The following is a 23,655-nucleotide window of genomic DNA, read 5'->3' as shown; positions in this document are numbered from 1 at the left end:
AATATGGAATGTCGTTTTGTGAAACCGGATACATGTCTCTGTATTTAAAATTTTATATTAATAATCAACAAAAAGCAATAGACTGTCAAAAAAATCGTCACACCCCGGAGGGTGTGACGCCAGAAAGAGGCTGATTTCTTAAGAAAACCTTGCATCGGACATTCAATCATCAAGATGCAGTTCCAGTTGCGGCACTTGAAAGAATTGTTGGAGCACCAAGGCGATTCCGCCCAAAAGTGCAGCATTTTTCCCCAACGTGGACAAAGTGACCGGAACGTTTTGTGTCGACATTTCGTCCAATTCTGTTTGGATCGCATTCACGCATTCCGGCAACGCACGGAAAAGTTCTCCGTTCAGATAAATTTTTTCCGGATCAAGTAGGCTGACGAGATTGCTGATTGCGATGCTTAAGTGCTGCACAAGATGTTCCACAACACTCTTAGCTTCTTCATCACCATTTTTGTACAATGCAATCAAATCTTCCAGTTGAAGGGCGGAATCCTTTTTCAAGTCCCTTATTTCTGAAACCAAAGCAGCAGTTGAACAATACTGATTCAGACAACCTTGTTTGCCGCAATCACAGTGTTTCCCGAACGGAAAGAGGATTGTGTGCCCCAGATTACCAGCCAGACTGTTTTTGCTGCGGAACAAACGGTTCTTCAAGAGGATTCCGGAACCGATGCCCTCGCCAAGTTCGATGCTGATGATGTAGCCTGGAGACTGGGCGAATGCCGCTTCGGCAATCACCGCCAGATTGTTCTGATTTTCCAGAGAGATCGGGCAGTTGATGGTATGGCTTTCCAGATGTTTCGCAGTCAGATGCTCCAACATTTTGTTGGTTGAGGCTACTATCTCATCTTCATGCACAAAGCCGTCGATGGACACAACAATGCCAACGAAGCCAAACGGTGTCTTATTGAGGCTCTTCCTGTGGTAAAGGACCACTTCCTCGATGCTGTCGATGATATTACTTGCTTCCACTTTTCTGACCAAATCATACTGGGCGATGATCCTGCCTTGAAGATTGCAGACGAGAGAAGAAATCTTTGTTTGTGTAATGGTCAAACTCATCGCGTATCCGCCATTCGCATTCACCTTCAACAACACCGGTTTTCTCCCGCCAACGACGGAACTTTGACCTGTGCCGAGTTCGACGACAAGTTTTTCCTTGAGCAGTTTTTTGACAATTTCAGATACGGTTGCCTTATTGAGTCCGGAATCATGAGAGATGGCAGCTCTTGAAGTATTGGGATGATTGATGATTGCTGTCAAAACGATGGTCTCGTTTTGTTCCCTGATTGTGTTACGGTTGACGATCATGGTGTGTCACACCCTTTACAAATTTTTTTTGAGTTTTGGGCGTAAGAAAGGTGATGGATCTGAAAAATATACAAAGAAAGGCCATCTTGATGCACAATCGAACGTGTTCCAGAAAGTCTCTTGGAGGTGGAAATACCTTGTATAGTCGTCAGAAACTTGTTTTTGAATGCGGTTACATAGATGGCGAAGACAAAAGTGGGCTCGTTGAAGAGCGATGGGTGGGGGAAACAGGCACTGCGGGCATTCGTCTTTGGTTACATTTTAACACTTTTTGAGGGTGAATGCGAGGTTTGGATGACCGCCAAACCCAATTAACGAGTACTTTTTTTCAATTAGACAAAGTGATTAAGCGTTTTCTGGATTGTGGTCCCTGAGTCATTGTCATTTTTTGTGATAATCGGTAAAATGAAAGGAATCACGGGAGGGGGCATATATCAGAATGTTGGGTTTGAATGGAATAGAATGGGTGATGCTGATCATTGCGGCGCTCATCATCGGTTTTTCCAAAACAGGCATACAAGGCGCGACAATACCGGCCGTGGCACTCGTAGCGGTTCTGTTCGGCGGGAAGGCATCAGCCGGAATTATGCTGCCGATGCTGATGCTGGGGGACTTGATCGCGATCTTTCAGTACGGCAAACAAGGTAAATTCAGTGACGTCCTAAAATTATTGCCTGCAGCCGTAGTCGGCATCGTCGGTGGAGCCATCATGGGCAATTATCTCGATGACAAGCAGTTCAAAGCCTTATTGGGTATCGTTGTTTTGATCTGTCTGGGGCTGTTGGTTTATAGAGAGATCGCCAAAAGAGTTTTGCCGCTTCCGAAAAACCCAATCTTCCATTGGATGGTCGGGGCTGTCAGCGGATTTTCATCGATGGTCGGGAATGCCGCAGGACCCATTTTCAATGTCTATTTGCTGTCACAGGATCTCACCAAGAACAAAATGATCGGAACGACGGCTTGGTTTTTTCTGCTGATGAATATTGTAAAGTTGCCTTTCCATATCTTTATGTGGGGGACCGTCACTTGGGGAACACTGCGGTACATGTTGCTGATGATTCCTTTTATCGGATTGGGGAGTTGGATGGGCATCAGATTCGTCCGGAAGATAAACGAAGTGTGGTACAAACGCATCATCATGATTATGACCGCGATTGCGGCGATACGTTTGTTCATTTAAAAAGAGACACCTTATGAATGGACTTTAGTCCCCTCGTAAGGTATCTCTTTTTTCTGTTTTAAAAAATCTGACTGGATATTTCTGTTAATTAGTACGATCTACTTCAATTTCATCAGCCGGATCGACTCCTCCACGCAAAGCGCGTTGGTTGGCTCGGTGAAGGTGGAATGCTTCCAGGATCGGTACCAGTATCGAAGCCACAAGTCCACCCGAAAAGCCGTTGTTGTAGAGGTTTACGCCGCCATGTAGATACCCGATGTTCATGACCAACGTCAGATGCATGGCTCCGGCAATGATACCCGCTATGTTCCCGTAACGACCTGCCAGCGGCGCCAAAGTTGTTCCGAACAGTGCCGAAATCAGTACGATGGTGGACTGGTTGTCCTGATAGTTGAGTCGACCCATCAGTGTGACCCCGATCAGAATCGGCAGGACATTCTTGACGTTTTTCCCGAAGGCTCCGAAGCCTACGACTGTGAAGATTCCGCCCAAAACTGGGCCGTTTATTTCTCCACCCATCAAAAGAATGTATGTTGTAGCCAGGAATCCGAGCAAAGCCATGTTGATGAGCGTCGCACCCAAACCGCCAAGCTCCAGGTAATCAGTGGACAATTGGCCCGAATGGCGCATGATCCGCTTCAACCCCTTGAAGCTCCACCCATTGAGCTTCAAGCCAATCAGGAACATGCCACTGAACAGTGAATAGAGCATCACCGAAAAGGGACCATTGTAGCCGCTGGCAAGGATGTTCACCGTTTCGATTTCGAAGCCGAAGTTGCGCATCAAAGAGATGAAGACCGTCCCGATGATGCCGCAGGTGAAGCCGACGTTATAGAGGCTGAATCCCCTTGTGAAGGTAACGAAATGATGCGCCAGTGGGGGAATCAGGAAGCCGGAAATAAAACCGGCACCCAGCCCCAGGAACACACCATAGGGTTGACCGATGCCGAGGCTGAAGGAGAGTTCACTGACCAATGGGGCCAAGGCGGTGCCGAAAAGGGCGGCCAGCAAAGATTTATGCATCGGTACTTTTGTGACTCTTGCATAAGTGAAGGCGCCGATGCTGATCGGCATGGAATTGAATAAGTTCTTGCCGAAAAAGGCGAATCCCGCAATCGTCAAAATGCCGGCTATGACCGGGCCGTTTATCTTTGCATCCGCCATCCGGACGATCCAGATGGCCTGCAGCGTCATCAGCGAAACGTTGAACAATGCTGACCCGACGTTCGTCAAAGCCATGTAATCCGTAAATAGGTTAGCCGGAGAGGCCAGGATGGTGAGGTTGCCCTCATAAATTTCCCGCGGGCTGTTGAACAGGAATGCCACACCGCCCATCAATAAGGCAAAACCGGCCAATAAACCGTATTTTAATCGCTCGGAGAGTTCCTCTATGCCACTCATAGTAGGCTGTCTTTTCTGTATCATAAGTTTCCCCCAATCTTATAGTGTTGAAACTGGTAAATGAAAATAAAATATGAAAATTGCTGTTTGCCCGATTGGGAAGAACCCAAGCTGACAAACTCATGTAAACGTTAACTTACATTTAATTATACAGGCTCGGAGCGACCATCACAATATTTATTTTCAACTTTACTAAAACCCACTAATATTGCAACAGGAAATACACAAACGGAACAATCCGCGCTGACATTTATGGCAAAAGGAAGCACCAGATCCCAAAAAGATCGCAATAAGGATGTAAGAGCGGCCCCGTTGCGAGATCGCCCCTGATTTTTGTTATTCGCTTTGCTGGTTTCGTGGGGCTCGTCTCCTTCGGCCTTATGCCATCCCGTAAAAATTATCATCTGTAAAAGTAGAAAAATCCTTGAAATGGGTATGAACGCCCATTTCAAGGATTTTTTTGAGTTTAAATTAATTTGCGCGGACATCCTTCATCGCATCCAAAATGGCTACATCTTCCGGCGAAATGGTGAAGTCAAGCTGTGCATTTTCGATGATGCGGGCCTCGTGCGTAGACTTCGGCAAAGGCAAAGTATCCTTCTCCAGACAGTAACGGATGGACAATTGCGCCGGCGTCACGCTGTATTTTCCAGCCATCTGCTTGATTTCCGGACTATCCAGAATAGCACCTGTAGCTAAAGGTGAATACGCTTCGACAAGGATTTTGTGCGTTTTGCAGAAAGTCAGCAGGTCTTTTTGGTTGCGGCCGATGTAGTAAGGAATCTGGTTCGCCATCGGTACGATGTCGCAGTTGTCCAGGATCGCTTGCAGGTCTTTGATGGAGAAGTTCGAAACCCCGATTGCGCGGATCCGGCCTTCGTCATAGAGCTGTTCCATGGCTTTCCAAACTTGGATGTTGCCTTCAGTGCAGTCCTTGCCGATTTCGTTCCATGGCCATGGCGCATGGATGAGGTAAAGGTCCAAATAATCCAGACCGAGATTGCTCATGGTTTCTTCGAAGTGTTGCAGCGCACCGTCGAAATCCTTTATTTGCGCAGGCAACTTGCTGGTCACGAACACTTCTTCGCGGGCGATGCCGAAATCGCGGATCGCTTTTCCGACATTTTCTTCGTTATGATAGGCGTGTGCCGTATCGATGTGCGTATAGCCGTTTTTCAAAGCCATCGTTACCGCCGCATAGGCTTCTTCGTTGGGGATTTGCCACGTCCCGAAACCGATTGAGGGAATCGTCACACCGTTGTAAAAAGTGAATACGTCTTTAGCTGTCATTAAATAACCTCCTGAGTATGATAACGTTTACTATTATTCAGTTTAGAACAGTTGGTGGCAGATGTAAAAGAATACATCTCGAAAGGCCAAAAAAGCTGAGAAGAAGATGTGCGTATATAGAATAATTATTGCGACATGATCTAGTAAAATATTATCAGTATGATAAAATCATGATTAAAGAGAAAAAGCGAGGTGAAGCCATGTATTCGTTAATTACCAACAGCAAAAAAGGCACATTATTGGATGAATTGGTCCAATCTTTGGGAACGTGCCAACGCTTTTACTTGAACGTGGCCTTCATCAACTTTTCCGGACTGCAATTGTTGTTGGATCCGATCCAAAGGGCTGCTGAGAATGGCGCGTCAGGAAAAATACTGACCGGAACCTACCTGAACTTTACGGAACCCTATGCGTTGACCCGCTTAAAAGCTTTCCAGCATATCGATACCCGCATCTTTGTCGCAACCCAACAAACCGGCTTTCATCCTAAAGCCTATATTTTTGAATATACCAATTATTATAAAGTCATTGTCGGCTCTTCCAACATTACCCAAAGCGCCTTGAAGAGCAACATCGAATGGAATCTTCAAATCATCACCAAGGACGGTAATGAGGACGAGGAATTCATCTCGGAAATCATGGAAGCCTACAACCTGATTTGGGAGAGCAGTGAAATATTGGACGATGCCTTCATCGATGACTACGCAAGCTTCTTAATGGATCGCAAAAAAGACCTTGTTGTCCAAGAGTCTTATCCCATGGTTTTCCAATTTACGCGCGGACCCTCAATCAAACCAAACATGATGCAGGAATTGGCGATGGGAAAACTGATGCGGCTGCGTGAAAAGCACCAGGAGAAGGCATTAGTGGTGGCTGCCACCGGGACGGGCAAAACTTTTTTAGCCGCTTTTGATGTGAAGCAGACGAAGCCAGAGCGGCTGTTATTCTTGGTTCATCGGGAAGACATCTTGCATAGTGCGCTGTCGTCCTTCAAAAAAATAATCAATCTGAAGGATAAATCGACCGGAATTTTATCGGGGACATCGAAAGAGCATCAGTCTGATTATTTGTTTGCGACGATCCAGAGCATGAAGAATATTTATGCAGAATATGACCCGGGGCATTTCGACTATATCATCGTGGATGAAGCGCACCATGCGACCAGTCCAAGATATATGGAGGTTCTCGAGCATTTTAATCCCAAGTTTCTGCTAGGGATGACTGCGACTCCGGAGCGGACGGATGGCGGCAACATCTTTGACCTGTTCGACAACAATGTACCGGTTGAAATCCGGCTGCGCGAGGCGTTGGAATATGATTTGCTGGTTCCGTTCCATTATTTTGGCATCACCGATGAATCGGGTGTCGACTTAAAGGATTCGGAGAATCTGACGCCTGATCAAATTGCAAAGCGCCTCAGTGTTCATCGGAGAGTGGACTTCATCGTCGAGAAAATGAACTACTACGGGCATGATGGTTTGAAACGAAAAGCGTTAGGCTTCTGTATGACGATTGCGCATGCGGAGTTTATGGCGGCGGAATTCAATAAACGGGGTATCCCAAGCATCGCCTTATCTGGTGGTGATAAAGTAACAAGAAGGGAAGCCTACACGAAATTATTGGAAGCAGAAGATTCTGATCTGGAAGTGATTTTTACCGTAGACATCTTCAATGAAGGGATCGACATCCCCGGAGTCAATCTGGTCATGATGCTGCGGCCGACCCAATCTTCCATTGTTTTCACACAACAATTGGGACGTGGCTTGCGCAAAAAAGACAACAAGGAATTCCTGACGGTTTTGGATTTCATCGGCAACTACAGCAAAAGCTTCCTGATTGCGATCGCTCTGAACGGGCGCCGCTTTTACGATAAGGACAGCGTCAAAACGTCAGTGAAACGCAATTTCTCGGATTTGCCAGGAGCGACCCATATCCAGTTGGACGAAGTCAGCAAACAACAGATTCTGGAACAGCTCGAACAGGAGAAGTTTTCGAGTCTGGCCTACTTGAAAAACAGTTATCTGGAGTTCAAGAACCTGAATAGCGGGAAAATTCCTTGGTCATTACAGGACTATTTGAAAGTGGACGCTGCTCCCGATCCGGTGACTTATTTTCACAGAGCCGGAACAGTGTCTTCAAGAAATTACCTCGAGTTTATCAACAGAGTGGAAGAGAACAATGAATATGTGCAAACTTTGACTTCAGACACGCTGTTTATGAATATTCTGTCGACACTTTCCCAATGGCTGCCTTTGATCCGTCCGCATGAATGGATCATCTTGGAGCACTTGTTATCTTACGAGACCTGTACGTTGGCGGAAGCGAAAAGTGAGCTGTTGGAATACGTAGACTCAGTGGATGAGGCTACAGTATTGCATGCCTTCCGCACATTAGCCATGGAATTTTCGGATAAAGGAGAAAGAGATAAAACGAGAGCTATCGTTTCCTTGGACTCCAATCTGACGCTGCAGCGTACACCGGAGTTTGCGAAAATCCTTGACGATGAGACCTATCGTTTCTTCATCACGGATATCCTGCATTACGGACGGATGCGCTACTTGAAAGCTTTCGGCACCCTGAATTATGGAATTCCGCATCTGAAACTTTACGAGGAATATACTATGCGGGATATCGCTTTGGTATCCAACTATCAAAAGACCCATTCATCTTTTAGGGGACAAGGCGTCCTGAAAAATGATGAAATTAACCATTATTTCTTTTTTGTCGACCTCCATAAAGGCGAAGATGTGGAGGAACGGGTCAATTATAAGGACAAATTCATCAGCACCAAGCAATTCCAGTGGGAGTCGCCAAATAGCACAAAAGTCACTACGGATCGCGGGCAGGATTTCGTCAATTCCGAAAACCGCGGCGTGACGTTGCATCTGTTTGCCCGCAAATTCAAACAGATAGATAACGTCACTTCCAAATTCATCTATCTCGGTGAAATTACACCAATATCCCATCGGAACGAAAAACCGATCGAAATCCAATATAGACTGGAAAAGGAAGTGCCTTGGGAATTGTATCAAGAGTTTGAACCGGAACTATTGAAATAAAGGGGGAACATTTTATGCTTAAGAATGAACTTGATTTTATTCAAGAAAAAGTTGCAAAGTACGACGTCTCACTTACGCGTGAACAAGCATTCAATGTCTTACTTTTACAATATTACTGCTATAAAGAACCTGATCTCGATAAAATATGGTATGAGTTAGAAGGACGAATTACTGATTCTGCAAATGACGGAGGTATAGATTTTGTTTATTTTGACGAAGATGAAAATAAAGTAATGGTTGGTCAAAATAAATTATCAAAAAATATTGATGTGAATGAATGTGTTGCTGAAATAAATAAATCAGCCAACACTATTCAAGACTTTTTGCAGTCGAGAACAGGATACTACAATAATAAATTGAAAAGTGTGCTTCAAAATGATTTAGATAGACTAACTGATGAGTACACTGGAAACGTCGAAATTATTTTTTCGTCCTTATCCAATTTTTCAAAGGAAAAAGTGATAGGTAAAATTGAAGATGCAATGAATAAAGTTTCTGATGTCGATATTCTTAACGAGAATGATCTAGAAAATATTGTTGATAAAATTAAATCTGATTTTGAAACAGTGGATTCCACTGAACTTATAATTGATCAACCAAAAAATATCTTAAAGTATGAAACAGATGAACTGGAAGGGATATTTGTAAACATAAGCGCTAGGTCACTAGTTAAAACATACAATAAATATAGTGAAAAAGGTTTGTTTAATTTAAATATTAGAAGATACGTTCGTAATAAGAATGTTGATGATGGCATTAAAAATACCATTGATAACGACCGTAATAATTTTTGGTTTTTAAATAATGGATTAACTATCGCATGTGAAGATTATTATTCTGATGGGAACAAAATAAAACTATACAGTTTTTCTATCGTTAACGGTGGACAGACAACAACGCTTATAAGCCAATATAAGGGAAACAACAATGATGATTTTTATATTCCGTGCAAAATACTAAAAAATAAAGAAAAACTTTCTGCTCAAAGTAGCTTAGAATTTTTCAATAAAATTGCCGAAGCTACAAATTCACAAAAACCTATTCAACCGAAAGATTTAAAAGCTAACGCACCAGAAATGAGAAATCTGCAGAATATGTTGAAAGAGCATAAAATCAGATTAGAGATTAAAAGGGGCGTTGAAGCTGAAAGTAAATATGCAATTAAAATTAGAAATGATGAACTTGCTCAAATAATTTTCTCTTTTGTAAATCAAAAACCAGGAACTGCAAGATCTAATAAAAAATCATTATTTTCAAATAATAAATATTACAATTCTATTTTCAAGAATAATTATAATAAAGATATTCATAAAAAGGAATTTTTATTAGATTTGATAGAGTTAAATGAAAGATACAATAATTTGAGTAAGAGGTTTAAAGAAAAGGGAGTAAGTCAATTCTCTGTAGATGAATCTAATATATTTAATAATGGTAAGACAGTTATTATGGGTTTGTTTGGAGTGGTTTATCGATTGATAAACGAAGATTTTTCAATTATTGAATTAAAGAATGAACCATTATTATTAGAAATAAGAGATTTTACGTATGGCTCTTTTATTTCAAATTACCATGAAGATGATATAGACAATAAATTTGAATTCTTAATACGTCTCTTTGTTGAATATTTAAATCATGGATATACTATGCAATACAATGCAAACCAAGTAACGAGTGTCAGCAATTTCTTTAAGACAGATAAAAAATATTTAGAAGATATTGTAGCCGGATTTGCTAGCTATGTAACTTCAACGTATAAGGTCAAAGAAAATCTTATGGAATTAGGACAAATCCTAAAGAGACAAATTTAACAAAATAATACCTGACGTGAGAAAGAATACACAATTGAAGGTTAAATTTATACAAAGAACTATTCGAAAAGATAATATTCAATATTCAAACTAAATAATCTTCTAACAAAAAGCAACCGTTCTTCAGTGGTAGTGCCTAGCATAAAATTTCAAATCCTTCTATATCAGATTCTTGCTGGTCCAAGCATTCATCATAGAAAATGGCTTTTTAGGCATCGGTACAAAAGTTCCTTTGATTTTTTTTACGTTCCATTTACTTACAAATTCATATTCTTGATGTAGCTATCTCCTCAAAATTGTTTATCGTATGATAATCCATACTGTTTGTGACCTAAGCATTTAATCATTTGGGAGAATTGCGGGCTCTTCGAAAGATAAGAAAAATAATTTTTGCTGACATCAACAGTCGGATTGATGCTATAAAGAAGTCAACCAGGGTGCTTCAAGTTGGTATAGGAATAACCCATGTCATGATTTGCATCAACCAATGTCAGGGTTAATTTGAGAACGCTTTAAAAAAACGGTATATTTTAGACAGGGGTGGATGCTATAATTTCGCCAAGGGGGAATGGCTATGGGCTTCGATAGGAATCAGTATTTACGTGAATTGGAGGCGATCGTCAATATCGACAGTGGCAGCAGAAACCCTGCAGGCACACGAGAAGTGGCGGCGCTTTTGGAAGAGAAATATCGGCAGCTGGGCTTTCATACCGAAATGGTTTCGGTCGGTCCGGAGGTGGGGCCGGTTCTGGTGGCGATGAATGCTCCGGACGAACCCATCGATCTGCTCTTCATCGGCCACACCGATACCGTGTTCCTGGATGGGGAAGCGAGCAGGCGGCCTTTCAGGATAGAAGGAGAGCGCCTCTATGGGCCTGGTGTCTACGATATGAAAGGCTGCAGCCTGTTGACGGCTTATTTGCTGGAAAACTTGCCCGAAGAACTGAAGGCGAACCTCAACATCTGTGTGATCCACAATCCGGATGAGGAGATCAGCTCCTTTTATTCCCGCGAAGTGATCATCGAGAAAGCGAAAACTGCCAAGTTTGCCTTCGTCATGGAACCGAGCGAGGCGGACGGGTCGATGATCAAGGAAAGAAAAGGCATCGAAAAACTGAAAATCCATTTCAAGGGACGGCCATCCCATGCCGGCGATGCTCCCCAAGACGGGCGCAGTGCCATCAACGAATTGGCTTATTGGATCGTTCGCATGAATACCCTGATTGACTACGATGCCGGTGTGTCTGTCAATGCGGGCACTATCCAAGGCGGCAGTGTGCCGAATGTCGTCCCCGAGCATGCCCAGATGGAATTGGACTACCGTTACTCAAATCCCGTGAACGTCACGGCCTTCTTTGATATGCTGGAGGAATTGCAGCGTCATGCAACCGAAATGGAGATCGGCATTGACATCGAAGTCATCGGCAAGCGGCCGCCAATGGTTGATGTGCCGGGAGCGAAAGCGTTGCGGAGCGTCTTCGAGGATGTTGGCAAGCAAATGGACACGTTCGTTTCGTTCAAGAAATCGGGAGGCGTATCCGACGCCAACTTCACTACCAGTGTCGGGGTCCCGACGGTCTGCAGCATTGGTCTTATCGGCAGCGGTTTCCATACCGAACATGAATACGTTGAGCTAGAGTCGATTCTGCAACGCTTGGATTTTTTGACCGCCGTCATAGCAGAGATGAGGCGGCGGAAGATGTTCTGCGAAAGTGCAGATCGTCTTTCCGTAACGTGAAACCCAAACGATGCAACTAGGAAAAAATATCAAACAGAACAGTAGCGTGAAGGCCATTTTCCGGTCCTCTGCGCTGCTGTTTTTTTGTACTTCTGTGACGGATTTCCGCGACTGAAATACTTGCCGAAGCACACCGGAAGAACAGCACTTTTATCGTTCCGGATGCGATAATAGGGTATAGCATTTCAGCCGTAGATACCGATTCGCGTAGCCTGCAGGCCGAGAAAATGAGTGAGTGGATGTTTCCGGGGGATTAAGCAGAAGGAGTGGTAACATGGTCAAGATTGGTGAGAAGACAGTTGTGTCCGTAACATGCCAAGATGTTATTCTGCAATTAGCTGAGCAATACTGTTCTGATGGGGAGTATCTGCATTTCGGGATGAAAGAGAATCCGAAAAAATATGTGTTGGTGACCGACGAAAAAATATATCTGATCAAATCCAAGGCAATGGCTGACGATAGACATAAAGAGGATGTGTTCAGCATCCAGTACACGCAGATGCTGAAAGAGGAATTAAGGATGAAGTTTGATGGCTGGTTTGTGGAAATGTCCACCAACTCTGCTGCAAAGCAAGAGCCTCATTTCCATGTCGTTTTGGACAAAATCCAAGGCTTGCGTCCGGATGAAAAAGAGACTTCCTTAAAGAATCCGCAACCCGTTTTGTCAGATTACCTGGAAGAGGAAATCCACTGCTTAAAAGAAATATTGGCGGAAGGCCTCATCACGCAGGAGGAATACGAGAGCGTGAAGGACAGACTGTCGGAAATCTAAACAGGCAGTCGGTTCCCCGGATTCGCGATACAGAACAGCAAAAGAAAAACATGGAGTCTACCTCGCTTTCGAGGGAGCTTCATGTTTTTCTTTTGTGGGCACGCTACTGGTGTTGTCCGATACTTACGGGTTATCCGACAACTACGGATGAAAGCGAGCGCTGCTTGTCCGATACTGACGGGTTATCCGACAACTACGGATGGAAGCGAGCGCTGCTTGTCCGATACTTGCAGGTTATCCGACAACTACGGGTGGAAGCGAGTGCCGGTTGTCCGATACTTGCAGGTTATCCGACAACTACGGGTGGAAGCGAGTGCCGCTTGTCCGATACTTACAGGTTATCCGACAACCGCTTATGGAATTAAACTTATACTGCCAGACTTGTTCTCTTGAATGTGTTGAACTGATCACGCAATAGAGCGCGCGTCAGATGGTCCTCAAAAGTCACGTTCAGATTCGGAAGCTTTGCGATATTGTAGATGTCGTTTGTATCCTCGACAAGCACCCAGTTGTTCAATACTTTCACGACGATGGAAGACAGCGGTTCTGCGTGGCTACACTTGAACAGCGTATCATCCACAAATTTTTTGAAAGGGTTGACCAGTTGCGTTTCCGGCAACATGTCCTCCGCCAAGTCCAAGGCATCATCCCGATAAATCGTGAATTCTTTCTCATAAACGGGTGGAGATTGTTTGATCAGTTCGTAATCCCGTTCCTTTATGTACGCCAAGGCATCCTGATAGCCTTTGCGGTATTCCTTAGTCGATTTGATGCCGCTATTCATGTAGGTTTTGGCTGCGATGACTTCTTCCAATGAATCTTCAGGAATCAACCAACCTTCCTTATTGCTGAATTTTACAGCATCCTTGATTTTCCCTTTGCGGATCCATCTGCGGACCATTTCTTCTGAATGGGTAATGTTTTTTTTGCTGAGTATTTTGACTGCTTCGGCTACGGTAAGCATTATTCATTCCTCCGTTATTACTTGTTTAGTTGTTTACATAGTAGCATTAAGCTTTCGGGATGTGGTGTTTCTTTTGTGTACTCCCAAATATAGTACAGTGAAAAAACACTTCCCGGATGCAATGAAGTCTCATATACCAAGCAAGTGTTTTTTTACTGTTCAAAATATCAAGCACATCATAAGTACACATCGTAATCAGCACAAATACAGAAAAGCATACTATAATGAAGGCATCAAAACTACGGAGGTCGCAAATGGCAACAATCGAAATGTACGAAAGATCGGCATTGAAAAAATCCAATCCATTGTTAACCAAATTACGCACAACAGTCGAAACTGCTTTCTATGGCAGCAACATGCATGAAGTGACGACGCTAGCAGAAGCCTATGAATTGGCTAAAGTATCGCCAGGGGTCATCGTAACCGACCTTCCCATCAAAGAGACGGCTAAATTGGGCCTGCCTGAAGATGCCAAAGTGCTGGTCGAAAACGGTGGCAAAATAGTCGGACGGACCGCTAAAGCAAGAAGGATTGTTGGCGAGGACAAAGCGGAAGACGAGCAATTGTTCGCGATAGTCCGTGAAGTCATTTACCAGAACCGTACCAAGAAATACCACCAGACAACCGGCTATGTCGGCTTGGATGAAGCGTTCATCATCAAAGCGCATATCGCATTTCCGGAAGGGAACGAAAATAATCTGTATTCTTGGTTGTTGAACTTCCAGTGGGCCAATGACACGTACAATGAATTGTACGCGCATTCAAAAAAATATGATGAAGGGGATATCTACATCTATACGGATCCTGACTGGCGCCATCCCGATTATCCGCTGGGTCTTGCCTACTTTGAACCTGATCATAACGTTGCTTGCATTTTGGGCATGCAGTACTTTGGGGAATTCAAAAAAGGCACGCTGTCATTGGCATGGGGTACCGCGCATCGCAACGGGTATGCTTCCTGCCATGGCGGCCTGAAGAAATTTGTATTGGAAGACAAGAAACGCGTCTTTGCGTTCTTCGGTCTGTCCGGTTCAGGCAAATCGACCCTGACGCATTCGAAGCACAACGGAAAATACAAAGTGAAGGTTTTGCACGACGATGCCTTCATCATCGATCTGCTTGACGGGTCCTCGATTGCGCTGGAGCCTGCCTACTTCGACAAGACGCAGGATTATCCGGCCGACCATCCTGAGCAGGAATATTTCTTGACGGCACAGAACGTCGGTGTGACGAAGGACGTGGACGGGAAACGTGTATTGGTGACGGAGGATATCCGCAACGGCAACGGCCGGACCGTCAAGTCCCGTTATGTGACACCTGATAGAGTGGACAAGTTCCATTCGGCGATCGAGGGCATTTACTGGATCATGAAAGATGACGCCTTGCCGCCGCTCGTCAAAATCGAGGATCCAATACTTGCCGCCACTTTTGGAGCCACGTTGGCGACGAAACGTTCGACTGCGGAAACCGCAAGAAAGGGCGAGGACCGGGATCGGTTGGTTATCGAACCTTATGCCAATCCATTCCGCGTCTACCCGTTGATCGAAGATTACGAAGATTTTAAAGCCCTGCTGAGCAAAGAAGCAGTGGATTGCTATATCATCAATACCGGCGCTTTCCTGAATAAGGACATCACCAAAGATATCACACTCGGCGTAATCGAAAGCATCGTCGAAGAGACCGCTGTATTCAAACCTTTCGGGGACGGGACCGGTTTGGCATACTTGGATGTGCCAGGCTATGAACCGCCGTTGGAAGACGAGAATTACAAGAAACTGGTCAAAGAACGGATGACGATGCGCACGGAGTTCCTGCAGTCGTTCAACCAAGAACATCCAGACTGTCCGCTTCCGGATGAAGCCATCCATGCATTTGACCAGATTGTCCAGTCTCTGTAATTGCCAGCAGATCGGTTAATCCCTGATCTGAAAAGAAAAAACCAACAGCATTGTCCCCGTCAATCAGGAATAATGCTGTTGGTTTTCATTTGTTGTCGTATCAACTTTTTTGGAGTGGGATATTGATGCAGACGGTCAAACCTTTTTGGGCTCTGTCCAGCCTGATCTGCCAATCATATTTATCCGCGATGGAAGATACCACAAACAATCCCAATCCGGATCCGTTGCTGCCTTTCGTGGTGAAGAACGGGTCGAACAGGTCATTGCTCTCCAATCCTTCCTTGATTCCGGGGCCATCGTCTGTGATGGACAAGACCGCGAATTCTTTGTCTTTAGTGACGATCGAGCGCTTCTGCAAATCGGCATTGCATTCGGGATCAGCTTTTTTCAGCCTGATCCTGACATTGCCGGGACGTTTGTCGATCGCCTGGAAGGCGTTTGTCAGAAGGTTATACAGGACCACCTGCAAGTCCTGCTTGTCGAAGCCTTCAACCAAGATGCCGGGAGCGATATCACTCTCTACTTTGATGCTCTTCGGCGTCAGGATCGTGATTTCGGAGATGGTGTCCTTGAGCACTTGCGTAAGATCATGCACGGTATCTTGTTGCCCCTCGCTGACCTTGGAAAAACGCAACACATTTGTGGAGAGATCCTTGCCTTTTTCCGCCGCAAGGTAGATTTCCTTCAGTTCGCTGACCAATTCTTCGTTCTCGGCATAGTCTTCCATCAACAACTGGGCATTCCCCAGGATAGGCGTCAGGAAATTGTTCATGTCGTGAACGATGGTCGTGGTCAAAAGTCCGATGGCTTCCAGTTTGCTTTCTTTCAGGATCCTTTTTTCCAGTTGATGGCGCTCATTTTCGAATTTTTGTTTTTCGATGAGGCGTTGGCTTTCTTCGTAAGCCTGGTTCTTTTTGTTGTAACCCCTGATCAAAAGGATGAAGATGAGAATTATAGCAGAAATCAGCAATAACAGGCTCAATAGGATATAATTGTTTTGAATAGGCACACGGTTATGCTCGTAAAAATCCGAGTTCAGGGAGATGACCCAGTGGGCTGCGCCGATGTCGATCCATTCGAAGGCACCCAGTTTCAGGACCTTGGTCGGATTCTCTTCACCCCACCAATAGGAATAATAGCTGAGCGTTCCTTCTTCTTGGGTGAGTTGGGCTTCCTCCAAGCGTCTCAGATCGGAAAGGTCCAAATCCGGGAACTGCTCCTGGCGGCCGGAGATGATATCAAGGCCAACTTGGCTCTCGACCGGATGGATGACGACTTCCATATCGGCGTTCTTCACCAATGGATAGCCGCTGTAGTCGCTAGTATCGCTGAATATTTCCGCCTTGAACATATTTTCAAGGTTCAACGGTGCGATAAAATAACCGTTGATTTGGCCATCGGTTGCAACGATTTGGGAATAAAGGTTGACGAACGATTGGTTTTCCAGAAAATATTCGCTGCTGTTTTGGACAAGCGAGCCGCTGCTGAGTAAAGTTTCCAGAGTCGGGTCCGCTTGCAGATAAGTTTCGGCGATATCTTCGGAGAGTTCCTGGAGGGCACCATTTTTGAACTGCCAAGCCTCCGCCAAAACACCTGAGCCGTCAAGCTGTATCAACAGATTGGTTTGATCTGCATAGGCCCCCAAATAAGCGGCGATGATCGCCTCTCTTTCGGAAGCGGCGAGTGGCGCTTCCAGGTGATTATCGGAAGTCAGCTCATGGGAGAATTGCTGAAGCGATAAGGACCGGTTTTCGATAACAAGCTTCAGGTTGTTCGTCACATAATTCAAGGTGCGCATCAGTTGTTCCTGACCGCTTTTCTTGGCGTTCTGTTCCACGGTGTAGAAGCTGCCCGCAATCGTGACCAAGGTAATCGCGATGATGATGAATAACCCTGTCATGATGATATTGATGATGCGTGTCGTCGGTTTGTTTTCCATCATAAAAGCCCTTTCTTAAAAAATGTATAGTATGTAAATAACCACTTGACAAAACGATGTTCTGCTTGCGAAACTAGAGAACATTGAGGAGGAAAAATATGAACAACCAAAAAATACTCGTCGTGGATGACGATATCGCAATCAGACGGCTTATTTGGAAGTCGCTGCAATCAACGGGCGTTCTTATTTACCAAAGTGATTCCATCGAAAAAACACTGGATATCATGACCCGTGTGACGTTTGATCTTTTTCTGTTGGATATCAGTCTGGAATATGAGAATGACGGCTATCATCTGGCGCAGCTGATCCGCGCCGACTATCCGTTAACCCCTATTATATTTATAAGCGGCAAAAAAAGCGAGACCGATATCATCAACGGTCTCGAAACAGGTGCTGATTATTATATTACGAAGCCTTTTTCGCCTAATCTTTTGCGGGCTCAAATTTTGAGTACATTGGAAAGGATGAAGACCATCCAGTCACAAAAAACAAATCCCAACAGTCGCACCATCAAAGTGGGCGATTTTACCTTCGATAAAAACCTGTATCAATTACAAAAGAGGGGGCAAGATATCGCCCTCTCCTCCAAAGAGATCCAATTGATGCTGTTTTTCCTGGAAAATCCGAATCAAGTTTTTTCGAAGGAGCAAATCTATGCGAACGTCTGGAATGATGGTGAGATCGACAACAATCTGATCATGGTCTACATCAGCTACTTGCGCAATAAAATCGAGGATGACTCGAAAAAACCGCGTTATCTGAAGACTGTCTGGGGAATCGGCTATACATTCAGCCCGGACGGCGAATAGAATCAGAACAGATTCTCCAATTTTGCAAAAAAGATACCTAATGATAAAAGATCGGCAGCTCCTCCCGGGCTCAAGTGTCTTTCTATCAAGACTAGGTCATAGCTGTACATCAACTCTTTCAGGTTGTCTTCCGTTGAAGCCTGCAGGAGTTTTTTTGCTTCCGATTTGACTGTCTGCCATGAATCGACGCCTCCACGGTGAATGATGTTGCCATCTTCGACTTGGCTCATCAACAAGAGCAGCGTCTCCAACAATAGCGTTTCAATGGGCTGGCCTTGATTTTCTCTTAAAAACGGCAAAATCAGTTCGCTCAGGGCAGGGTAGCCGGCTTCGGCTTCGCCGCGGATACCGGTAATGCCATAGCGGAGGTATAATTTTTCTCCATACGTCAAGGAGGTTTTGGCAGCGAGATCGGCAAAATCATCCGTCACCAATCCATGACTCATTTCTTGGGCATAGGAGAGCACTTTTTGCGTATCATTTTGTGTGAAAGGAGGCTGCAGACCCCGACCGATGCAAGCGCCGGTCGCCCCCAACAGAACGGCAAATGAAAAGTTGGCGCCTTTGTGGGTATTGATGTTTTTGGTGGCGGCCAACATCGCTTTTTCGGCGTGGACGCCCATTGAGCGGACTTTATGGAACAACTCTTTTGCGGTTCCTTCATGTTCGATTCCTAATTTTACATATTGGTACAGGTAAGGGCTCAGGCTGACGATGCTGTCCAAAAAAGTAAAGAAGTTCATGTCGGAGTGGGCGCCGTTGTTGTTGCGATCCACCAGACCGGGTTTTGGCGTCAATGCTACTTCATAAAGGAGAGCTTTCTCGGCTTGTCCGGCAATTTCGACGAGCAGCTCATTCATTGGTTTCAAAGTCAATTTTACGTTTCTCCATTTCTTTGACGATAAAATTCAGCGAGCGATCCAAATGTTCGTGGGTGATGAGTTGGATCTGGAGCGCATCCTGAGTCTTCATTCCGCGGTAGATCAACCAGTGTTCCGCCAAAGCAAAATCACGTCTTTCCTTCGAACTGATCGAAATGTCCCTGAAGTACATCAAGTATTCCGATAGCTTCAGAACGATGGACTTCAAGCGTTGCATCTGGCTTTTTTCGTATATGAAATCATTGAATTCAAAAAATTTCTGCTGTAATTCCTCGACTTTATCTTCCTGATTCAACACTTCGCAATATTCCAAATGCAGGCGCATCACTTTGAAATCCTCGGCTGTCATCAGCTTCATGGCTGTTGTTGTAGCGAGGGTATCCAGTGCTTTGCGGATATCGTAAATTTCGTACGCATCTTTTATGCTGATGCCTTTTACGACGACGCCGACTCCAGGGACGTGTTTCACTAAATCTTCTTCGGTCAACTTTTTCAGAGCGTAGCGGATGGGTGTGCGGCTGATGTTCATGTTTTCGGAGAATTCTTTTTCGTTGATGCGTTCTCCGGCTGGGATTTCGCCTAAAATGACGGTCTTGCGGAAAGCCTCGTATATCAGGTCTTTGAGAGGCATGTTTTGGCTAAGGTCCAAATTTTTGCTGACTGCTTTGATTATAGTGCTCATATTTTTCCCCTTCATCCTATTATTTTTTGGTTAACGGTTGGTTAGTTCTTTCTGAGAGCGATTCCTTTATACTAAAAAGCCGAGCAGAGTCGCCCGGCTTTCCATTCCTTATAAGGATTATACGTTTCTTTATTGCGGGATGTAAAGCGGCATATTGCCGAACAATACGATTGTCACTAAGAAGATAAGGAAGATTCCTAGCGCATATTTCGCAGATTCTTTCTGCCAAGCGCCCATGTCCAAACCAGTCAAACGAAGCAACAGGTAGATGAATGCTACCAATGGGCTAAGTAGGTGGAATGCTTGACCCATCAGGGAAGCCAAAGCCATCTGCATGTTCGTGAATCCGTAAGAGCGACCAGCTTCTGCCAATACAGGCAAGACACCGAAATAGAAGCCATCATTGGAGATGAAGAAAGTACCTGGTGCAGAGACAAGGGCGATGATGATTCCCCAGAAACCTGCCAATTGTTTAGGAATGATTGTTGCGAAGCTTTCTGCCAAAGCAGTAGCCATTCCGGAACCCTGGAACAAGCCCATGAATACGCCAGCTGCGAATACTAAGATAACTACTTGCACAGCGTCTCCGCCATTTGCGCCGATACGAGAAGATTGATCTTTAAGAGCAGGGTAGTTCACCATCAAAGCGATACACGTACCAACCAAGAACAACATCAATGGTGGCATTGAGATAGCTTCGATGAACGATCCAGCAACCAACCAAGCGATCAGGCCGACTGTAAGGATGGCATTGAATACGAAGTTGTTTGGGCGACGGATTTCTTGTGTTTCAGGGTCTGTAACAGTAGTCATTTCATCGATTTCTTCATCAGTCAGGACTTTAACGCCTAAACGAGCGCGTTCTTTGCGGCCCATGTGCGGTGCAACCCAGAAAATAACATATGCTAAAGCCAATACCATACCAGGAGCAAGGTAAGAAAGGATGCTTGCATCAACTTCCAGAACAGCCATTGCACGAGCAGTAGGACCGCCCCATGGAAGCAAGTTCATGATTGTGTTTTGCAGGATGATCAATACAGCCAGATTCATTACGTTCATATTCAATTTCTTATAGATAGGAAGAAATGCTGAAACGCAGATCAATGTTGTAGTGGTTCCGTCACCATTCAAGGAAACAGTCGCAGCAACGACAGCAGTTGCCATCAAGACTTTCATCGGATCGCCTTTAGCGAAGTGGATCATTTTCTTAGTGATAGGGTCGAATAGACCAGTATCCAACATGATAGAGAAGTATAGAATAGCGAACAATAACATGATACCTGTTTTAGAAGTAGTGGTTACCCCTTCCAAAACAAATTCCCCAATGTTTCCTGAGGTAACACCCGTTGCCATAGCGATAAGCGTAAAAACAAGAGGGATGATTACTAATGCGGTGAACGGTGATAATTTCTTTTTCATGATCACGTACATGAAGATTGCGATCATTCCATAAGATAAGACTGTAAGTAACATTTTTTTTCTCCTTCCGACTATAAAAAAGTTTTTTGAGAGTCCCCGACTGCTTCCATCTTTAAATAAGGTAAGTGAACAGATTCACATTTTTTCTAATTTAAAAAACCCGAAGTTGTTTGGGCTGTCTCTCTAAGAGCAATAATAGTTACTTTACAAGTTAATTGAAAGCCGTTACTTTAAAAAAACACACAAAACACACACGAATTGAAACGCTTTCTTAAATGCGGCTTAACCAAATATTAAAAAAGTCTTAAATGGCTATAAACGTTGATATGACAGTATTTGTGGTGGTTTAGCGTTTTGAGAACATAAAAAAAACAATAAAACGGGCGTATTGACCTGTTTTTAATGAGAGAAATTTCTATAATGGGATTAAATCCATAGAAAGGACGTGAGAAAATGATTTTTTTCAAAGGTTTCTTTGGGAAAAAGGACACAACAGCGCCTGAGCCAGTACCACCAGAAACTGTTTCTGCCAGTGCACCCGTAAATGACCTGATTGAAATTCCAGCTTTTATACCCACTGATCCGAATGAATATGAACTAGTCAGTGTCATCGCGACAGCAATCGCAGCAGGAGATCATCCTAAATCGCAGTTTGTGGTAAAAAATATTATGAAGCGTAATCCCGAGGCTCATCTTGTTTCGCTGATTTCCGCAAGCCTTGCGGCAGGCACCATGCCTGAAAGTAAATTTGTCGTAAAAAAAATAAGTCAGGTTAAATAATAAGGAGGAATTATAAATGTTAAGAAAATTTAAGATTGCAATCGATGGTAAGGAATACTTAGTGGAAATGGAAGAAATCGGCGGCGTGCAACAACCGGTTCACGCACCAGTTGCAGCAGCACCGGCAGCTCCAGTAGCGGCGCCAGCGGAACAAGCAGCACCGGCACCGGCTGCAGCGCCAGTTTCAGCGGCTTCAGGAGATGCAATGACATCCCCAATGCCAGGAACTATCCTAAGACTGTTAGTGAACATCGGCGATGAAGTAAAAGAAAACCAACCCTTGATGATTCTTGAAGCAATGAAAATGGAAAATGAAGTTGTCGCAAACCATGCTGGTAAAGTAGCCGGTATCCATGTGAACCAAGGTCAAGTCGTAAATGCCGGCGATGCATTAATCACCATCGCATAATTATTTTATTAGGAGGAAGTGAATAAATGGAGACATTATTAGCAGGAATTACATCCATTACGATGGGTCAAATCGTGATGATGCTTATCGGGGCTACCCTGATTTATTTAGGAATAAAGAAAGAGTACGAACCTACATTATTAGTGCCTATGGGACTGGGTACCATCTTGGTCAACTTCCCAGGTACCGGCGTTCTGACCCAAATGGTCAACGGATCTGAATCAGAGGGCGTTTTGGATGTTCTCTTCGAAGCAGGTATCAGCACAGAGCTGTTCCCGTTACTGATTTTCATCGGTATCGGTGCCATGATCGATTTCGGTCCGCTATTGCAAAACCCGTTCATGTTATTATTCGGTGCTGCCGCTCAATTCGGTATCTTCTTTACAATCGTAGTCGCTATCTTCTTCGGATTCGATATCAGAGAAGCCGCTTCAATTGGTATCATCGGTGCCGCTGATGGCCCGACAGCCATCTTCGTATCCAACCAGTTGGCGCCTAATCTACTAGGACCGATCACTGTAGCCGCTTATTCCTACATGGCGCTTGTTCCGATCATCCAACCGATCGCCATCAAAGCTGTCACTACCAAAGCAGAACGTCGCATCCGCATGACTTACAAAGCGGAAGGCGTATCCAAAATGACAAAAATTCTTTTCCCGATCATCATTACGATCGTTGCCGGTTTTATCGCACCAATTTCCCTTCCGTTGGTAGGTTTCCTGATGTTCGGTAACTTGTTGCGCGAATGTGGCGTCTTGGACAGACTTTCCTTGACTGCCCAAAACGAATTGGTAAACATCATCAGTATCCTGTTGGGTCTTACGATTTCCGTCAAAATGCAGGCTGATTTGTTCTTGAATTTCCAAACATTGATGATCATCGCTTTCGGTTTGGTTGCCTTCATCATGGACACAATCGGCGGCGTATTGTTCGCAAAACTGCTGAACTTGTTCAGAACTGAAAAAATTAATCCAATGATCGGTGGAGCCGGTATTTCCGCCTTCCCGATGTCAAGCCGTGTTATCCAAAAAATGGCTACGGATGAAGATCCTCAAAACTTTATTTTGATGTATGCTGTCGGTGCGAACGTATCCGGACAAATTGCATCGGTAATCGCTGGTGGTTTAGTACTTGCCTTCTTTAGTTAAGAAGGTTCATTGAAAGGAGAATTATTATGGTATATGATCCAGAAGCTTTAAAAATTGCATTTGAATTGATGATTTTCGGTATGGGCGGCATCTTCCTAGTCTTGTTCCTCCTGTATGTTGTATCGATTGTACTGATCAAACGTTTTCCAGCCTAAAAA

At 44.5% G+C, this 23,655-nt stretch carries 19 protein-coding genes; 11 read left to right on the top strand and 8 right to left on the bottom strand.

The genetic code is table 11. The features are described 5' to 3' along the window. Positions 1-162 precede the first annotated feature (162 nt). A complete protein-coding gene (locus C8U37_RS02870) occupies positions 163-1,320 on the bottom strand; it encodes an ROK family transcriptional regulator (RefSeq protein WP_108031758.1) in 1,158 nt (385 codons plus the stop codon). Between the two features lie 439 nt (positions 1,321-1,759). On the opposite strand from C8U37_RS02870, the gene C8U37_RS02865 reads away from it, so the two are divergent. Continuing rightward, positions 1,760-2,500, top strand: coding sequence for a sulfite exporter TauE/SafE family protein (locus tag C8U37_RS02865; RefSeq protein ID WP_108031757.1), 741 nt, complete (start codon positions 1,760-1,762; stop codon positions 2,498-2,500). A gap of 84 nt (positions 2,501-2,584) precedes the next feature. Here C8U37_RS02865 and C8U37_RS02860 read toward each other — a convergent pair whose 3' ends face one another. Then, positions 2,585-3,925, bottom strand: coding sequence for a DUF1576 domain-containing protein (locus C8U37_RS02860; protein ID WP_108031756.1), 1,341 nt, complete (start codon positions 3,923-3,925; stop codon positions 2,585-2,587). 447 nt (positions 3,926-4,372) lie between these two features. Further along, a complete protein-coding gene (locus tag C8U37_RS02850) occupies positions 4,373-5,191 on the bottom strand; it encodes an aldo/keto reductase (protein WP_108031754.1) in 819 nt (272 codons plus the stop codon). A gap of 200 nt (positions 5,192-5,391) precedes the next feature. Between C8U37_RS02850 and C8U37_RS02845 the strand changes: the two genes are divergently transcribed. The 4 genes from C8U37_RS02845 to C8U37_RS02830 all read left to right on the top strand — a co-directional run bounded on the left by C8U37_RS02845 (position 5,392) and on the right by C8U37_RS02830 (position 12,568). Then, positions 5,392-8,250: a DEAD/DEAH box helicase gene (locus C8U37_RS02845; RefSeq protein WP_211306104.1), complete on the top strand. Its 2,859-nt coding sequence runs from the start codon at positions 5,392-5,394 to the stop codon at positions 8,248-8,250. A 14-nt stretch (positions 8,251-8,264) separates the two neighbouring features. Next, complete coding sequence (locus tag C8U37_RS02840; RefSeq protein WP_108031752.1) at positions 8,265-10,058, top strand: AIPR family protein; 1,794 nt, start codon at positions 8,265-8,267, stop codon at positions 10,056-10,058. 574 nt (positions 10,059-10,632) lie between these two features. Further along, entirely contained in the window at positions 10,633-11,796 is a 1,164-nt protein-coding gene (locus C8U37_RS02835; protein ID WP_170100169.1) for a M20 family metallopeptidase, read from the top strand. 274 nt (positions 11,797-12,070) lie between these two features. Then, a complete protein-coding gene (locus C8U37_RS02830) occupies positions 12,071-12,568 on the top strand; it encodes a hypothetical protein (protein WP_108031750.1) in 498 nt (165 codons plus the stop codon). Positions 12,569-12,935: 367 nt separating this feature from the next. Here C8U37_RS02830 and C8U37_RS02825 read toward each other — a convergent pair whose 3' ends face one another. After that, a complete protein-coding gene (locus C8U37_RS02825) occupies positions 12,936-13,532 on the bottom strand; it encodes a helix-turn-helix domain-containing protein (protein WP_108031749.1) in 597 nt (198 codons plus the stop codon). Between the two features lie 254 nt (positions 13,533-13,786). Here C8U37_RS02825 and C8U37_RS02820 point away from each other — a divergent pair, with 254 nt between their 5' ends. Next, positions 13,787-15,430 carry a phosphoenolpyruvate carboxykinase (ATP) gene (locus C8U37_RS02820; protein WP_108031748.1) on the top strand — a complete coding sequence of 548 codons (1,644 nt, stop codon included), beginning with the start codon at positions 13,787-13,789 and terminating at the stop codon, positions 15,428-15,430. Positions 15,431-15,530: 100 nt separating this feature from the next. On the opposite strand, the gene C8U37_RS02815 is transcribed toward C8U37_RS02820, so the two are convergent. After that, entirely contained in the window at positions 15,531-17,372 is a 1,842-nt protein-coding gene (locus C8U37_RS02815; protein ID WP_108031747.1) for a sensor histidine kinase, read from the bottom strand. 95 nt (positions 17,373-17,467) lie between these two features. Between C8U37_RS02815 and C8U37_RS02810 the strand changes: the two genes are divergently transcribed. Continuing rightward, the gene (locus C8U37_RS02810; protein WP_108031746.1) at positions 17,468-18,178 is read left to right on the top strand and encodes a response regulator transcription factor; all 711 of its coding nucleotides are present in this window, start codon (positions 17,468-17,470) and stop codon (positions 18,176-18,178) included. Between the two features lie 2 nt (positions 18,179-18,180). On the opposite strand, the gene citG is transcribed toward C8U37_RS02810, so the two are convergent. From citG to C8U37_RS02795, 3 genes are all read right to left on the bottom strand, one after another. Beyond that, positions 18,181-19,053 (bottom strand): triphosphoribosyl-dephospho-CoA synthase CitG, encoded by an 873-nt coding sequence (citG, locus tag C8U37_RS02805; RefSeq protein WP_342749367.1) that lies wholly within the window; start codon positions 19,051-19,053, stop codon positions 18,181-18,183. Next, positions 19,031-19,741, bottom strand: coding sequence for a GntR family transcriptional regulator (locus C8U37_RS02800; RefSeq protein WP_108031745.1), 711 nt, complete (start codon positions 19,739-19,741; stop codon positions 19,031-19,033). The genes citG and C8U37_RS02800 overlap by 23 nt, the downstream gene beginning before the upstream one ends. A 129-nt stretch (positions 19,742-19,870) precedes the next feature. Then, positions 19,871-21,214, bottom strand: a complete 1,344-nt coding sequence (locus C8U37_RS02795; protein WP_108031744.1) for a CitMHS family transporter — start codon at positions 21,212-21,214, stop codon at positions 19,871-19,873. Positions 21,215-21,613: 399 nt separating this feature from the next. Here C8U37_RS02795 and C8U37_RS02790 point away from each other — a divergent pair, with 399 nt between their 5' ends. From C8U37_RS02790 to C8U37_RS14735, 4 genes are read left to right on the top strand one after another with little or no spacing between them, the layout of a single operon-like run. Further along, on the top strand, positions 21,614-21,940 hold the full coding sequence (locus C8U37_RS02790) for a hypothetical protein (protein ID WP_245879743.1): 327 nt from the start codon (positions 21,614-21,616) through the stop codon (positions 21,938-21,940). Between the two features lie 16 nt (positions 21,941-21,956). Beyond that, on the top strand, positions 21,957-22,349 hold the full coding sequence (locus C8U37_RS02785; protein ID WP_108031743.1) for an acetyl-CoA carboxylase biotin carboxyl carrier protein subunit: 393 nt from the start codon (positions 21,957-21,959) through the stop codon (positions 22,347-22,349). Between the two features lie 26 nt (positions 22,350-22,375). Continuing rightward, entirely contained in the window at positions 22,376-23,497 is a 1,122-nt protein-coding gene (locus C8U37_RS02780) for a sodium ion-translocating decarboxylase subunit beta (RefSeq protein ID WP_108031742.1), read from the top strand. Between the two features lie 26 nt (positions 23,498-23,523). Beyond that, on the top strand, positions 23,524-23,652 hold the full coding sequence (locus C8U37_RS14735; protein WP_086988847.1) for an OadG-related small transporter subunit: 129 nt from the start codon (positions 23,524-23,526) through the stop codon (positions 23,650-23,652). The last annotated feature ends 3 nt before the right edge of the window (positions 23,653-23,655 follow it).

Source organism: Trichococcus patagoniensis (assembly GCF_003051085.1).
Taxonomy (GTDB): Bacteria; Bacillota; Bacilli; order Lactobacillales; family Aerococcaceae; genus Trichococcus; species Trichococcus patagoniensis.
Note: the sequence above shows the minus strand (reverse complement) of the source record. Positions and strands in the feature narration are given on the sequence as shown.